The following is a 15,123-nucleotide window of genomic DNA, read 5'->3' as shown; positions in this document are numbered from 1 at the left end:
TCATTTGGCCAACGAGACCTCCACAGGTGTTCAACAACTTCTTCAAGGTGCGTATGTTCACGTGGCGCTCTGTCGTGTCCCTGCTCAACTTCTGCGCCAACGGGGGGACATGCGCGCGGCGGACATCAGTCTGTCCGGCGGCGTTCCGCCGTCTTCGCGCAGCCGTCGGGCACCGACAACGAAGGACCGCTTTGGACACCACCTACTGGAGCAGACGCCGCGTTCTGGGCACCCTCGCCGCCACCGCGGCCGTGGCGACCACGTCGAGCCTCGTGCTCAACCCCGTCGCCGCCTGGGCCGCGGACACGCCCCCGGCGGACGACGACGGCGACCCGCTCGACCTGCCGGACACCGACCGGGCCAAGGCCGTGAAGGCCTGGCTGCTGGGCGGCCCGGCCGTGCGCGCCGCCGCGGAGCTGGCGCTGAGCGGCACCGACGCGGACATCAGCACCTTCCTGACCGCTGAACTGCCCGCGGCCACGGCCGAGGACAACCGCGTCGCCATCCTGACCTCCCTGGCCGCCGGTGGCGCCGGCACCCGGCGGGCCGCCGCGGCCGCGCTCGACGGCGGCGACGCCGCCGTCGCCGCCTACCTCGACACCGGCTTCAGGACCGCGATCGTCGAGGACCTGCGCGTCGCCACCTCCACCGTGATGGCGACCGGCGCCAAGGCCGTGCGCCGGGACGGCGACGCCGCCCTGGGCGCGGGCACCCAGGGCGCCCTGGAGGACTTCCTCACCGCGGGGCAGTACAGCGCCCGCCTTGAGGACATGCGCTTCGAGGTGTCCGCGCTCAGCGTGAACGCGGGCCCGGAGGTGCGGAAATACGCCACCCGGGCGCTGGACGGCACCGCCGACGACGTCGAGTGGTTCCTCGACACCGGCCAGCACATCGCGCGCGCCCGCGACCAGGAGTCCGCCAGGATCGAGGAACTGGTCGCGGTCGTCGAGCGCGAGGGCAAGAAGGCCGACGCGAAGACGAAGGAGGCCGAGGAGGCCGCCGCCCGCGCCGTCGAGGCCGCCGCGAAGGCCAAGGAGGCCGCCGAGAAGGCCGCCGCCGAGGCCCAGGCCGCCCAGGACGACGTGGTCAAGTCGGGCAAGGCCGCGCGCAAGGCGGCGCAGGCCGCGCAGGGGGCCGCCGATTCGTCCCGGGTCGCCATCCGCGCCTCGCACGCCGCCGTACAGGCGTCCCGCCGGGCCGCCTACGCCGCCACCGCCGCGAGCCAGGCCGCGGCCACCGCCGGTTCCGCCGCCGCCCGCGCGTACAACGCGGCCATCGCCGCCTCCAAGGACGCCTCCAAGGCGTCCGTCGCCAAGGACGCCGCGGTCGCCGCGCGCAACGCCGCCGCCAAGGCCCGCAGCGCCGCGAAGGCCGCCGACTACGCCGCCACCTCCTCCGCGCAGGCAGCGAGCGCCGGTTCCGCCGCCGCCTCGGCCGCGCGCAACGCCGCGTCCGCCGCGAACGCCTCCGCGACCGCCGCGTCCGCCGCGGGCAAGGCGCAGGCCGAGGCCGCCGAGGCCAAGCGGCAGGCGCGGATCGCCAGCGCCAACGCGCAGATCGCGACCAACGCGGCCGGCACCGCGCAGGCGCTGGCGAACACCGCCGCCAGTGCCGCGCGCACCGCGCGCGACGCCGCCAACAGCGCGGCCGGGCACGCGGACAAGGCCGCGGACGCCGCCGAGTGGGCCGTCAAGTACGCGGGCCAGGCCGTCGAGTACGCGAAGAAGTCCACCGAGTTCGCCAACGCGGCCACGGAGGCCGCCAACAACGCGACCGCCGCCGTCAACCAGGCGGTGGCGGTGGAGAAGCAGGCCCGCGACGCCGAATGGCAGCGTCTTGACGACGATGTCAAGCAGGCGCTGGAGGAGGCCCGCGACCTCGCGCAGATCGAGGACCAGGAGCGGGCCGAGTACGCCGAGAAGCGCACCCAGGCCTCGCAGGCCGAGCAGGCCACCAAGGACCTCGTCGCGCGGGCCGAGGCGGCGCTCAGGGCGAACGACCTGGGCCTCGCCGCCACCCTGGGCCGCAAGGCGGCCCTCGCCCACCTGGAGTCCCGCGGCTCCTGGTCGCGCGAGGCGGCACGGTTCGCGCTGTCCGGCGCGGAGGCGGACGTGCACGGCTGGATCGACACCGACCGGGCGCTGGCGCAGAAGCAGGACGACCGCGAGACCGTCCTGTATCTGGCGCAGATCACCAGCCCGGACGTGGCGGACGCCGCGACCAGGGCGCTGGAGAACGACGACCCGGAGGCCGGCACCTCGTTCCTGGCCACCGGTGTCGTCGAGGCCGCCGCCACGGACAACCGGGTCGCGGTCTCCCGCGTGCTCTCGGCCGGTCCGGGCAGCGCGGTGACGAAGGCGGCCGACGACGCGCTGAACGCCGGGACCGCCGAGGCCCTGTACGAGTTCCTGAGCGTCACCCACGAGGCGGCGCAGCGCGAGGACGACGCGGTGGCCACCGCCGCCCTCATCCAGACGGGCGGCCCCTACACCAAGGCGCACGCGCAGGCCGCGATGGAGGGCCCGACGTGGATGCGCCGCAACTTCGTCGCCTCGGTGCAGTACAAGACGGCGCAGCTCGACTACGACTCGGCCGCCCACATCGCGGCGGTGCAGGGGGCCATCGCCGCCGCCGCGAAGATCGCGAACAAGGCGCAGGAGGACGCCGCCCGCGCCCAGGAGGCGGCGGCCAAGGCCCGTAACGCGGCCGACGAGGCCCTGAAGTGGGCGGACAAGGCGAAGGCCGCCGCCGACCAGGCCGCCGTGGCCGCCAAGCAGGCGGACAGCAACGCGGACGCCGCCGAGCAGTCGGCCCGCAACGCGCAGGCGTCGGCCGACCGGGCGAAGGCCGCGGCGGCCACCGCCCGTACGGCGGCGCGCTCGGCGAACTACTCCGCCAACCGGGCCGTGGACGCCGCGCAGCGCGCGGTGGCGTCGGCCAACTCGGCGCAGGCGTCGGCGGCATCGGCGCGCGCCTCGGCGGTCCAGGCGGGCAAGGACGCGCAGACCGCGGCGGCGGCGGCCAGCCAGGCCCACCAGATCGCGGCGGCCAAGCGGAAGGCCGAGATCGCCGCGGCGGCCAAGAAGGCGGCCGAGGAGGCGCGCAAGGCCAAGGAGGCGGGGAAGAACCCGGCCGACACCCCGGACAACGACGATGTCAAGGGCGGACTTCCCTGGTGGAAGAAGGACGCCCGATGGCTGGCCAACGCCACGAACTGGGCCAGCATCGGCACCGGCTTCGCCTCGGTGGGCATCGGTCTGGTCGGGCTCGGGGTGGGTGTCTTCTTCCCGCCGGCCGGAGTCGCCCTCGAAGGCATCGCGGCCGGTTTCGGATATGCGTCCCTCGCCTTCACGGGACTGAACGTCCTGTTCACCGGAATCGGCTACGGCTGGGGCAGCAGCGAGTTCCAGTCCTCCCTGGGAAGTGCCGCGCTGAGCGTCATCACGTTTGGTCAGTCGAAGTGGATCGGCGCGCTCGGCGGGGCGAAGGTCGCGACCAAACTCACCCAGGCGGGACATGATCTGATCTCGCCGGTCACCGGGCTGCTGGGATCTCTCTTCTGACGGTTCTTTCTTCTTATCCCGGCGAGGGTCGCCGGGCGCTTCTCCCGTCGACCCTCGCCGGGATTTCCTGAAAGGTCCGCACACGCCCGGCGACCCCCTCTTGCCCGATTTCCGCACAGGGCTTCTTTCGTCATTTCCCGGTTCGCTTTTTCATCACATCATGCCTGTTCAGAGGCGGTGCGGGCAGAATCGAGAATGGTGCAGAGATCCATCCAAGAAACATCCCCAAGTTGTGATCCACCTCACATCGAGGGATCCGCTTTACGCCCCATTTAAGCAACTTGCGAAGTGGACAAGGGTTCACTTCAGAGGGTTTTATAGCCAAGTTCGAGCAGTTTCCCGGCAGTCGGCGGCCCCCTTTGGCAGCGGCCCTTTTCCCCGACGGCCGGGAGTGGGGGCACTGCACGTCAATTCCGGTTGCCTTCACGCCGCTGCATGAAATGCGCTCCGGTTCTTCCGGTCCGGAGCCGACGAGTGAGGACTGCGATGAAGGCACGTACCGTTATGGCGAAGCCGTACCAGAAAAGGATCGCCGGAACCGTCCTGGCGGCCGCGGCCGCGGGTGCCCTGGCGTTCACGGCACTGAGCGGCGGAGCCTCCGCCGCGCGAGGTGACACGGCGGACTCGGTCACCTCCGTCGCCGGTGAGGCCCCCGGTTACGCCGTGGAGGACTTCAACTACCCGGGCGCCGACAAGATCCTCGCGGAGAAGAACATCGTGCTGAAGCGCGGCGACGGGCACATCACCCTCGCCGACTGTGCGAGCGGCACCGGCTTCCTGGAGGTCTGGGCCCGCAGCAAGGACAAGATCTGCTTCCAGGTCAGCGGCAACTCCGGCTGGCTGACCCTGGAGATCCCCTCCGTCTACGCCGTGCGCGGCAACGACTACGCGGCTCAGGTGGACATGACGGTCGGCTCGGAGGAGAAGAGCTTCGACATCGCCAAGAACACCTGGACCGCGGTCGGCGAGAGCGCGGACCCGCAGGGCCGGGAGCACATGCTCGTGGAGATCCGCACCTCCAAGTAGCCCGCGCTACGCGCCTGCGCCCGCGTTCCACACAGTTCCGCCAGCCGATCCGCCGGCCGCCGAGGGCCCGCGGAAACCACGTTCCAAGGACTCACCACATGCCACATACCCGACACGTGCGTCTCGCCGCACTCGCCACCGCGCTCATCGCGGGCCCCCTGGCGGTCTGCGCCGCGCCCGCGTCCGCCGTGACCGGCACCCCGGTCACCGACGCGTCCTTCGCCTTCACGGCGCAGGTCGTCGTCGGTGACCACGACCGGGGCTGCTCCGGCGTCCTGGTCGACACCGAATGGCTGCTCACCGCGGCCAGCTGCTTCGCCGACAACCCCGCGAGCGACCTCACCGTGCCTGCGGGCAAGCCGAAGACGAAGACGACCGCGACCGTCGGCCGTGCCGACCTGAGCGGCACCGACGGCGCCGTCCGCGAGATCGTCGAGCTGGTCCCCCGCGCCGACCGCGACGTGGTGCTGGCCCGGCTGAACCGCCCGGTCACCGATGTCGCCCCCGTCGCCCTGGCCGCCACCGCGCCCGCCGCCGGCGAGGAGCTGAAGTTCGCCGGGTACGGACGCGACACGACCGAGTGGGCGCCCCTGAAGCTGCACACCGGCGCGCTCACCGTGGACTCCGCCGACGCCACCACCGCCACCGTCACCGGCAAGGACGGCGCCGCCGCCTGCATGGGCGACACCGGCGGTCCCGTGGTGCGCACGGCGGGCGGCACGCCCCAGCTGGTCGCCCTCAACAGCCGTTCCTACCAGGGCGGCTGCTTCGGCATCGACCCGGCCGAGACCCGCACCGGCGGCATCGGCGCCCGGGTCGACGACCTCGCCTCCTGGGTGGCCGCCAAGACCGGCGCCCCGCGCATCACCGACTTCAACTGCGACGGCGTCGAGGATGTCGCCGTCGCCGACCCGAAGGCGGCCGTGGGCGGCGACGACGGCGCCGGTGTGGTCCGCATCGTCTACGGCGGCGGCAAGGGCACCGCCGAGATCAACCAGGACCTCGACTGGGTGCCCGGCGGCTCCGAGCCCGGCGACTGGTTCGGCGAGGCCGTCGACACCGTCGACTACAACGAGGACGGCTGCACCGACCTGGTCGTCGGCACCCCCTCCGAGGACCTCGGCACCGCCACCGACGCGGGCATGGCCGACATCTTGTACGGCGCCCCGGGCGGCATCGGCACGGGCGCCCTGAAGGACACCCACTTCGAGCAGGGCATGGGCACGGGCTCCTTCAAGTCGTCCAGCCCGGAGGCCGGTGACCGCACCGGCCAGGCCGTCGCCGCCGGTGTCACCGCCGCGGGCGAGCCGTTCGTCGTGATCGGTTCCCCGGGCGAGGCGATCGGCAAGGTCGCCAAGGCCGGAATGGCCTTCTATGTGCACGGCGACACCAACGTCGCCATCAGCCAGGACAGCACCGGCGTACCCGGCGCCGTGGAGGCGAACGACGGCTTCGGCGGCGCGGTCGCGGCCGACGCCAACCACATCGTCATCGCCGCGCCGAACGAGACGATCGGCACCGACGCGGACGCCGGCAACCTGGCGGTCTTCTCGCACCAGCTGAACTCCGAGAAGCGGCCCACCCCGCTGTTCGGCCTCGACCAGGACCTGGACACCGTCTCCGGCGGCGCCGAGGCCGGTGACCTGTTCGGCAAGTCCGTGGCCATGGTTCCCTACCGCCCCTCGGGCGCGGCGAGCGCGAACGAGTCGATCCTCGTGGTCGGCTCCCCGGGCGAGGACGTGTCGGTCGACGGCGTCGACAAGACCGACGCGGGCATGGCGCAGAGCTTCCGCATCGGTGCGGACGGCAAGTACACCCAGCTCAACACCTACCTGTCCGGCACCGCTTCGGACGCCGTGCCCGGTACCTCGGAGGCCGGTGACCGCTTCGGCACCGCCCTGGCCGCCGTGAACACCGCACCGCGCGCGGTGAGCACCACGGCGACGATGAAGCTGGCCGTCGGCATCGCCGACGAGGCGATCGGCACCACCGCGAAGGCCGGTGCCCTCACCACCTTCTCGCTGATCGGCTCGCCCGGCTCCAACAACCGCTGGATCGAGGCCGGTACCTCCGGCATCCCGGGCCCGGCCGGTGCCAACCAGCACCTCGGCCAGAGCATCCACTACACGGGCACCCACCTGTACCTGGGCATGCCCTACGGTCCGGGCAGCTACGGCACGGTCTACGCCCTGCCGCTGGCCAACGTGACCGGCGGCGGCTCCAACGCGGCGATCACCACGTACCAGCCCGGCAAGGACGGCCTGCCGTCGGCCGGCGGCCGCTTCGGCTACGTGGTCCGCTAGGACCCGGCCGGTACGGACGGAGGGGGGCTTCCCCGGCACCAGGTGCCGGGGAAGCCCCCCTTCCGCGTTCCGCCGGATCAGCGCTCGTACGGGCTCTTCACCGGGAAGTAGGCGCGCAGGAACGAGCCTATGATGCGGGCCTGCTCCTGGTCCGGGACCTCGGCGTCCTGCGACTCGCCCAGGCAGAACACGTCGTGCCCGCGGATCGCGAGCAGCCGCGTCAGCTCCGGGTGCCGGGAGTAGGTGCCGACGTCGATGTAGGCGCAGCGGATGCTGCTGGGCACCGCGCTGCCCGTCAGATAGCCGTAGTGGTGGTGCAGCGAGGAGACCATCGAGATGTCCTGCCAGCCGCGCATCGGGTTGGCGGCGGTGCGGGCCACGCTCTCCGGGAAGTCCTCCTCGATGCTGTCCAGGACGCTCCTGCGCAGCGGGTGCGGGGCGTGCGCGAAGCTGTTCGCCACGGTCACCCCGAAGCGCTCCTCCAGCAGCTTGCGGTTGTTCTTCGCGGCGGCGAAGTAGCCCTCGTCCGTCTCGGCCGGTTCGCCGATCGGCACGGTCGTCGGGGTCCAGTAGAAGCGGCTGGTGCCGTTGGGCTGGAAGAACTTCTGCGCGGTGAGCGGCCTGCCGATGAACACGTCGTCGTTCATGTACAGGAAGTGCTCGGACAGGCCGTCGATGTGGTGCAGCTGGCTCTCGATGGCGTGCGAGTTGAACGTCGGCAGGCAGGACGGGTCGGTGAAGATGTCGCGGTGCGACACCACCTCGATGTCCGGGTGCTCGGTGTTCAGCCACTGCGGGGTCTGGTCGTCGGTGACCAGGTAGACCTTGCGCACCCAGGGCGCGAACATCGCCAGCGAGCGCAGCGAGTAGCGCAGTTCGTCGCGGTTGCGGAACCGCGCCGCCTCGTCACCGGAACCCGCGCTCTCGGCGGCGAAGCCCAGCTCCGCGCGCCGCTGCGTCCGCCGCTCCTGCCAGCTCGGGTCCGCGTCGTCGACCCAGGTGTAGACGACGTCCACCGGGAAGGTGATGTCGCTGACCAGCTTCTTGGTGAACGGCTCCAGCGTCGGGTACTCGCGGTCGCGCACCCGCAGCCGGGCGTCGGCGGTCAGCGTCGGCAGCTTGGGACCGACGGCGCTGGCGCGCAGCGGCGTGACGTACTGTCCGTCGCCGCCCTCCTCCTCCGGCACCTGCCGCCAGAACTCCACGTCGCAGCCGTAGGCGGGGCCGAAGCGCAGCGTGCGGCTGGAGGTCACCACGGGACGGAAGACCCGCAGTCCGGCGACCTCTCCGGCGCCCTCCAGCCGCTCGGCGAGCAGCACACCGGGCGCGTGCGTCCGGGGCTTGAGGAGTTCGGCGTAGACCGCCTTGCCCTCGTAGTCGGTGGCCAGCGCCTTGCGGACCGCCGTCTGGTGGACGGTGTCCACGGCCAGGCGCCGCCGCGGGGAGTCCTCGCGGTCGCGCAGCAGCACGAAGGGGATGTCGTGCTTCTCCAGCGCGGCGACGACCGTCTCGAAGTTCCGCTGCACTATGTCGGTGCCCTGGAGGTCGTCGTGGACCTCGGAGAGCCGGCCGCTGGCGCGGACCAGGCCGCGGTTGGCGGCGCCGATCATCAGCTCGCGGGCGCGCTGGTCGCCCGAGGAGGGTGCCGTGCGGTCCGCGGCGACCGCGGCGTGGAAGCGGCCCGCGCCGCCGTGCGCCACCCGGTGGGCCATGCGGTCGGCGCGCTGCGCCATGCGCTGCGGGTCGTCGCGGCGGTAGAGCAGCTCGGTGAACAGCTCCTCCCACTGCTTGACGATCACGTCGGCGGCGAAGCGCGCGGAACCCTCGTGCGCGTTCTCCCCGTAGGAGCGCAGGAGTTCCTCGTCGCCCATCAGCCGGGAGATGGACTCGGCCAGGCCCTCGATGTCGTTGGGCGCGACGAGCAGGCCGTCCACGCCGTGCCGGATGATCTCGGCGGGCCCGGTGACGATGTCGTACGCGACCGCCGGGACACCGGCGGCGAACGCCTCCAGGAGCACCAGCGGGAACGCCTCGCCGTCCTGCGAGGGCAGCATGGTGAGGCTGGCCTTGGCCCACTCCTCGGTCATGTGCTGGCTCGGGCCGAGTATCTCCACGGCGTCGTGCAGGCCGAGGCCCTGGACGAGGTTGCGCAGCCGGGACATCTGCGGTCCGTCGCCGAAGACGCGCAGCCGCCAGCCGGGGTGCTCGGGCAGTGCCTTGGCGAAGGCCTGGATGGCGTGGTCGACCTGCTTGTCGGGCACGAGCCGGCGCGGCATCACGATGCTCTTGCCGGTGAGGCTGGAGCGGGGCCGGAAGCCCTCGGGGATGGCGTTGGGGATGGCCGCCAGGCGCGGTGCGGCCTTGCCGAGCGACTCCTCCAGCCACTGCTTGGTGCGCTCGGTGAGCACGACCAGGGCGTCGATCTCCGGGGCCCGCAGCAGCAGCGGTTCGCCGGTGCCGCCGCGCAGCTGCGAGGGCCGGTGCTCCTGGTGAATGGTGATCACCCGGGAGGGCACCAGGTCGGCGACGGCGGACATCAGCGCCGGGGAGGTGGTGATGAGGATGTCGGTGTCGAGGGTGCGCAGGGCGCGGTTCATCTCGACGTCGGAGAGGGCGTCGAAGGTCGCCTCCCACTTGGAGCTGATCAGGTCGCTGGGCAGCCCGGCCAGGCGGCGGCACTCCTCGGTGCCGATGTCGCTCTCGCGCACCGGACGTTCCGTCTTGCCCGTGCGGTCCACGAGGTAGCGCACCGGGACCCGCTCGTCCACGGAGAAGAAGGGGCTCTCGCGGGTCTTGAAGACGCTGAGCACCTCGACGGTGTGCCGGGGCGCCAGATGCGTCGCCTGGGTGTAGACGGCCTGCTCCGTGCCGCCCATCTCGTCGCCCCAGGTGAGCAGAAACGTGATCTTCATTGGTGTCAACATCCAGTGGGGAGGTGGGCCGCTCGGAAGGCGAGACTGCCGATGGGCGTGTAGTACGGGTTGATCCTGAGCACGGAGCCGTCGTCGGCGGTCAGCAGGCGGTGCGGCATCCGGAAGACGTCCCGGGGGCTGCGCACGTCGGTGCGCTGCCGGGAGATCTTCAGCGCGCGGCGGCGCGGGCGCTGGAGCCGTACGTCGAAGATCTGCTCCTTGGTGCCGAGGTCGCCGAAGTCGGCCACCCGCAGCGCGCAGGTGAAGACGTCGCCGTGCCAGGTCACCGGGACGGTGCGGGCCGCCTTGCCGCTGCGGCGGACGAGTTCGACGTCACCGGTGCACTCCCCGGCCGACGCGTTGACGAGCCGGCCCTCCAGCGTCACCTCGGACCAGCCGATCTTCACGGAGAGGATCTCCGCCTCGGCGTCGTCGCGGCCCACGGACACGTACGCGCGGCCGGTGCCGGAGGCGATGAGCCGGCAGTAGGTGCCGTCCGGGCGCACCGGCTCGGGGACGGTGGGGCCGTCCGCCATCAGCCGGGGTGCCTTGGCGAGAGCGAAGCGGCGCTCGGTGCCCGCGGGGTCGGTGAAGACGACGGACAGCCGCCACTGGCCCGAGCCCAGCAGGAACCTGCGCATTCCGGCGGGCACCGGCGGGTGGGTGTCGGCGTCGGCCTCCAGCAGGTCGAGGACGGCCGTGCCCTGGGCCTCGACCTGGCCGTCACCGCGCTGGACGAGTGTCAGCGGGACGACCACCGGGGACGAGGAGCCGCCCAGCAGCAGGGAGGCGGACGAGGCGGTCACCTCGCCGGGCACCCGGACGCAGAAGTTCAGCGTCCGGCCGTCGAGCAGGGAGAGATGCTCGGCGGTGACGCGCGGCCAGTCGTCGGCGCTCGGCGGGACCAGGACGAGACTGTCCAGTCGCGACCGTGCCGAGCGCACCACGTCGTACCCCTTGCGCATCACCTTGTGCGGGGTAGGGAGTTGTCTCATCGGTTGTCTGCACCACGCTCGTAGGGGCTGGGGTACGGGAAGTACTCGTCCAGGAAGCGGCTCATCAGGGCCTGCTGGCGGCCCAGTTCGGCTTCCGTGGAGGTCGTGTCGTTCAGGCAGAAGACGTGCGCGTCACGCTGGGCGAGCAGTCGGCCGAGCACACGCTCGACCCCGGGTCTGCCCACGTCGCAGTAGCGGTACACGAGCCCTTCGCCGGAGAAGGAACGCTGGGTGTGGAACGCGTAGTAGTGGTGCAGGGACGAGGCGACGGAGATGTCGTCGACGCTGCGGAAGCGGCTGGCGGCGGTGCGCCGGTGCTCCTCGGGGAACTCCCGCTCGATCTCGTCGAGGACGTCACGGTGCAGCGCGTGCGGCACATGCTTCATCTTGCGGAAGATGTTGTCGCCGAAGCGCTCGACGATCAGCCTGCGGTTGTTCTTGCCGGCCGCTGCGACCGGCGGGTCCTCGGCGGAGGACTCGCCGAAGGGCACCAGGGCGGGCGAGAGGTAGAACTTGCCGAGGCCGTTGGGCAGGAAGAAGTGCTGCGGGAGCACCTCCCGGCCGAGCATGACGTCGTCGTTGAAGTACAGGAAGTGCGCGGAGAGCCCGTCGATGTGGTGCAGCTGGCTCTCGATCGCGTGCGAGTTGAACGTCGGCAGCGCGGCCGGGTCCTTGAAGATCTCCTTGTGGCTGACGACCTTGATACGGGGGTGGTCGGTGTTCAGCCACTCCGGGGTCTGGTCGGCGGTCACCAGGTAGATGTTGCGGACCCAGGGCGCGTAGAGGTGCAGGGAGCGCAGTGAGTAGCGCAGTTCGTCGCGGCTGAGGTAGCGCGCCGCGTTGGCGGCCTCCTCGTGGTAGGGCCGGTCGGAGAAGGCGGCCCGCTGGCGCAGCCAGTCCGGGTCGGAGCCGTCCACCCAGGTGTAGACCACGTCGACGGGGAAGGTGCGGCTGCCCACGGCGACCGCGGCGAAGGCCGGCCGGGTCGGCACCCGTACCGGCTCCTGCTCCTGCTCGGCGGGCAGCGGCGCGAGTTCGGTGAACAGGCTCTCGTCGGCCTCCACCAGCGGCTCGGCCACCGGTACGGCCTCGGCGACAACGTTGCGCCGGGGGGAGACCAGTTCGCCGCCCTCCTGGCGCCAGAACTCGATGTCGCAGCCGTAGCGCAGGCCCAGCACCAGACGGCCGGTCTGGTCGGTGAGGTACCAGGTGCAGCGCAGCACGTCGGCACCGGCGACCCGCTTCCACGGGCCCGCGCCGTAGCCGGGCAGCGCGGACTCCTCCTGGGGCTGGCGGCCCCGTACCGGCACCACGTAACCGGGCCTGATCCGGCAGGCCTGGCGCAGCGCGGTGAGCACGCGCTCGCGGTCCTCACGGCGTACCGCGACGGCCGCGGAGGTCTCGGAGTCCGAGCGCACGCAGAAGTGGTCGACGCCCGCCCCGCGCAGCGCGGCCATCACCTCGTCGAGGTTGGCCCGGCGCGCCTGGAGCGGGGTGATGTCGGGGACGACATGCGCTATGCGCGGCGTCCCGTCCACGCTGACGACGGTCCGGTCGTGCCGCGCCAGCAGCGCGCGGTGACGGCGTACCACCCGGACACGCTTGACCTGGTTGCGCACCTCGGCCGCGGCGGCGATCCCCGACTTCAGCTGCTCGCGGAAGTCGGTCCCCACATGTTCGGCGATCACTCGCCGAGCGCCGACCGGCACCGCGCGGCGGTATACGCCAACCAACCGGGAGGCTTCAGGGTTTCGCACTGCGGGAGCTCCTCCGACGGGAACGGCTGGGTGAACGGCACGCTCCCACTAGGTGATCCGGTAAAAACACGGCGAGACAAGTATGCAGTGTGTTTACCCCACGTCCCCATGGCCGTGCCACAACCGCAACCGTCAGCAAAGGCGACATACCGGGCCGATCGGTCACGAGTGTTGACATAAATCACAGCGTGGAACCGCGCGGACACCAGCCGCGTCCGGAAGCCACCGGGACTTCCGGACGCGCAGCCGTGCCGGTCAGAACGGCTCGAAGTCGTCGTACTCCTGCTCGGTCTCGTCGCGCTCGGCCTGCCGGTCACGACGGCGCTGGGCGGCCGGGCGGGGCGCCTCGAAGCGGTGGTCCTCGCCGCGGCGGCCGAGCATCTCGGCACCCGCCATCACGGACGGCTCCCAGTCGAAGACGACCGCGTTGTCCTCGGGGCCGATGGCGACGCCGTCGCCGGAGCGGGCGCCCGCCTTCAGCAACTGCTCCTCGACACCGAGGCGGTTGAGCCGGTCGGCGAGGTAGCCCACGGCCTCGTCGTTGTTGAAGTCGGTCTGCCGCACCCAGCGTTCGGGCTTCTCGCCGCGCACGCGGAACAGGCCCTCGTCCTCGCGGGTGACCGTGAAACCGGCCTCGTCGACGGCCTTGGGCCGGATGACGACGCGCGTCGCCTCCTCCTTCGGCCGGGCGGCCCGCGCCGTGGCGACCAGTTCGGCCAGGGCGTACGACAGCTCCTTCAGACCGGTGTGCGCCACCGCCGACACCTCGAAGACGCGGTAGCCGCGCGCCTCCAGGTCGGGCCGGACCATCTCGGCGAGGTCCTTGCCGTCGGGTACGTCGATCTTGTTGAGGACGACCACGCGCGGCCGGTTGCCCAGGCCGCCGTACTGGCGCAGCTCCTCCTCGATGATGTCGAGGTCGGAGACCGGGTCGCGGTCCGACTCCAGGGTCGCGGTGTCCAGTACGTGCACGAGGACGCTGCACCGCTCCACGTGCCGCAGGAACTCCAGGCCCAGCCCCTTGCCCTGGCTGGCGCCGGGGATGAGACCGGGCACGTCGGCGACGGTGTACACGGTCGAACCCGCCGTCACCACACCGAGGTTGGGCACCAGGGTGGTGAACGGGTAGTCGGCGATCTTCGGCTTGGCGGCGCTGAGCACGGAGATCAGCGACGACTTGCCGGCGCTCGGGTAGCCCACCAGCGCCACGTCGGCGACGGTCTTCAGCTCCAGGACGATGTCCCCGAGGTCACCGGGCTCGCCGAGCAGCGCGAAGCCGGGCGCCTTGCGGCGGGCCGAGGCCAGCGCCGCGTTGCCCAGACCGCCCCGGCCGCCCTGCGCGGCGACGTAGGAGGTGCCGTGGCCGATCAGGTCGGCCAGCACGTTGCCCGCCCGGTCCAGCACGACCGTGCCGTCCGGCACCGGCAGCACCAGGTCCTCGCCGTCCTTGCCGGACCGGTTGCCGCCCTCGCCGGGCTTGCCGTTGGTGGCCTTGCGGTGCGGCGAGTGGTGGTATTCGAGCAGCGTGGTGACGGACTGGTCGACGGTGAGGATCACGTCCCCGCCGCGTCCGCCGGTGCCGCCGTCCGGGCCGCCCAGCGGCTTGAACTTCTCACGGTGCACGGAGGCACAGCCGTGGCCCCCGTTACCCGCGGCGACATGCAGTTCGACGCGGTCCACGAAGGTGGTCATGTTGGTGCCTCCAGAAACTACGGGAATATCTCTTGGGTAACACGCGAAAGGCGGACCCGCCTTCCCGACCGGGAAGTGAGGTCCGCCTCGCGAAAGCCTCCGGTCAGGCGACCGGGACGATGTTCACGACCTTGCGGCCACGGTGGGTACCGAACTCCACCGCACCGGGCAGGAGCGCGAACAGCGTGTCGTCGCCGCCACGGCCGACGCCCGCGCCGGGGTGGAAGTGGGTGCCGCGCTGGCGGATGATGATCTCACCGGCGTTCACGACCTGACCGCCGAAGCGCTTCACGCCGAGCCGCTGGGCATTCGAGTCGCGACCGTTCCGGGTGGACGATGCGCCCTTCTTGTGTGCCATGTCTCCTCAGTCCCTTACTTCGCAGCCGCGGGGATCTCAGTGACCTTGATCGCCGTGTACTGCTGGCGGTGGCCCTGACGACGGCGGTAGCCGGTCTTGTTCTTGTAGCGCAGAATGTCGATCTTCTGCCCCTTGTGGTGGTCCACGACCTCGGCCTGGACCTTGATGCCGGCCAGCACCCACGGGTCGCTGGTCACAGCGTCGCCGTCGACAACGAGCAGGGTCGAGAGCTCGACCGTGTCGCCAACCTGGGCAGTGGAAATCTTGTCAACCTCAACGATGTCGCCGACAGCAACCTTGTGCTGGCGACCACCGCTGCGCACGATGGCGTACACGCGGATCTCACTCTCTCGCTCGGGAAACGGCACCCCCGCAGGCCAGCCGCCCGGCGACGGGCGGACCTCTCCCGGCCAACCCAGTGACCGGGAGGAAGAGGTTTACGGGGATGTGACGTGCTCAGTCGGCACGTCGACGGTCAAGATTACGGGCCGTGGCCGAAGGGGTCAAACCAGGCCGG

At 71.5% G+C, this 15,123-nt stretch carries 9 protein-coding genes; 3 read left to right on the top strand and 6 right to left on the bottom strand.

The annotated features are described in order from the left end of the window. Nucleotides 1-191 precede the first annotated feature (191 nt). The 3 genes from ACWDYF_RS03730 to ACWDYF_RS03720 all read left to right on the top strand — a co-directional run bounded on the left by ACWDYF_RS03730 (nucleotide 192) and on the right by ACWDYF_RS03720 (nucleotide 6,892). Nucleotides 192-3,563: an ALF repeat-containing protein gene (locus ACWDYF_RS03730; protein WP_389467380.1), complete on the top strand. Its 3,372-nt coding sequence runs from the start codon at nucleotides 192-194 to the stop codon at nucleotides 3,561-3,563. A gap of 504 nt (nucleotides 3,564-4,067) precedes the next feature. Further along, nucleotides 4,068-4,589: a hypothetical protein gene (locus ACWDYF_RS03725; RefSeq protein ID WP_018570802.1), complete on the top strand. Its 522-nt coding sequence runs from the start codon at nucleotides 4,068-4,070 to the stop codon at nucleotides 4,587-4,589. A 98-nt stretch (nucleotides 4,590-4,687) separates the two neighbouring features. Next, complete coding sequence (locus tag ACWDYF_RS03720) at nucleotides 4,688-6,892, top strand: S1 family peptidase (protein ID WP_389467384.1); 2,205 nt, start codon at nucleotides 4,688-4,690, stop codon at nucleotides 6,890-6,892. Between the two features lie 77 nt (nucleotides 6,893-6,969). Here the strand turns inward: ACWDYF_RS03720 and ACWDYF_RS03715 are convergent, their stop codons facing one another. The 6 genes from ACWDYF_RS03715 to rplU all read right to left on the bottom strand — a co-directional run bounded on the left by ACWDYF_RS03715 (nucleotide 6,970) and on the right by rplU (nucleotide 14,941). Beyond that, entirely contained in the window at nucleotides 6,970-9,804 is a 2,835-nt protein-coding gene (locus tag ACWDYF_RS03715; protein ID WP_389470062.1) for a stealth conserved region 3 domain-containing protein, read from the bottom strand. Nucleotides 9,805-9,809: 5 nt separating this feature from the next. Then, nucleotides 9,810-10,799: a hypothetical protein gene (locus tag ACWDYF_RS03710; RefSeq protein WP_389470065.1), complete on the bottom strand. Its 990-nt coding sequence runs from the start codon at nucleotides 10,797-10,799 to the stop codon at nucleotides 9,810-9,812. Then, a complete protein-coding gene (locus ACWDYF_RS03705) occupies nucleotides 10,796-12,556 on the bottom strand; it encodes a stealth conserved region 3 domain-containing protein (RefSeq protein ID WP_026253036.1) in 1,761 nt (586 codons plus the stop codon). Before ACWDYF_RS03705 ends, ACWDYF_RS03710 begins: the two co-directional genes overlap by 4 nt. 255 nt (nucleotides 12,557-12,811) lie before the next feature. Next, on the bottom strand, nucleotides 12,812-14,248 hold the full coding sequence (gene obgE / locus ACWDYF_RS03700; protein WP_381743172.1) for a GTPase ObgE: 1,437 nt from the start codon (nucleotides 14,246-14,248) through the stop codon (nucleotides 12,812-12,814). 103 nt (nucleotides 14,249-14,351) lie between these two features. Beyond that, entirely contained in the window at nucleotides 14,352-14,606 is a 255-nt protein-coding gene (gene rpmA / locus ACWDYF_RS03695) for a 50S ribosomal protein L27 (protein ID WP_381743170.1), read from the bottom strand. A gap of 14 nt (nucleotides 14,607-14,620) precedes the next feature. Beyond that, the gene (gene rplU, locus ACWDYF_RS03690; RefSeq protein ID WP_007449531.1) at nucleotides 14,621-14,941 is read right to left on the bottom strand and encodes a 50S ribosomal protein L21; all 321 of its coding nucleotides are present in this window, start codon (nucleotides 14,939-14,941) and stop codon (nucleotides 14,621-14,623) included. Nucleotides 14,942-15,123: the final 182 nt, after the last annotated feature.

The organism is Streptomyces sp. NPDC003284, assembly GCF_053589675.1.
The sequence above is the reverse complement of the archived record's forward strand: the minus strand, read 5'-3'. Positions and strand labels throughout refer to the sequence as shown.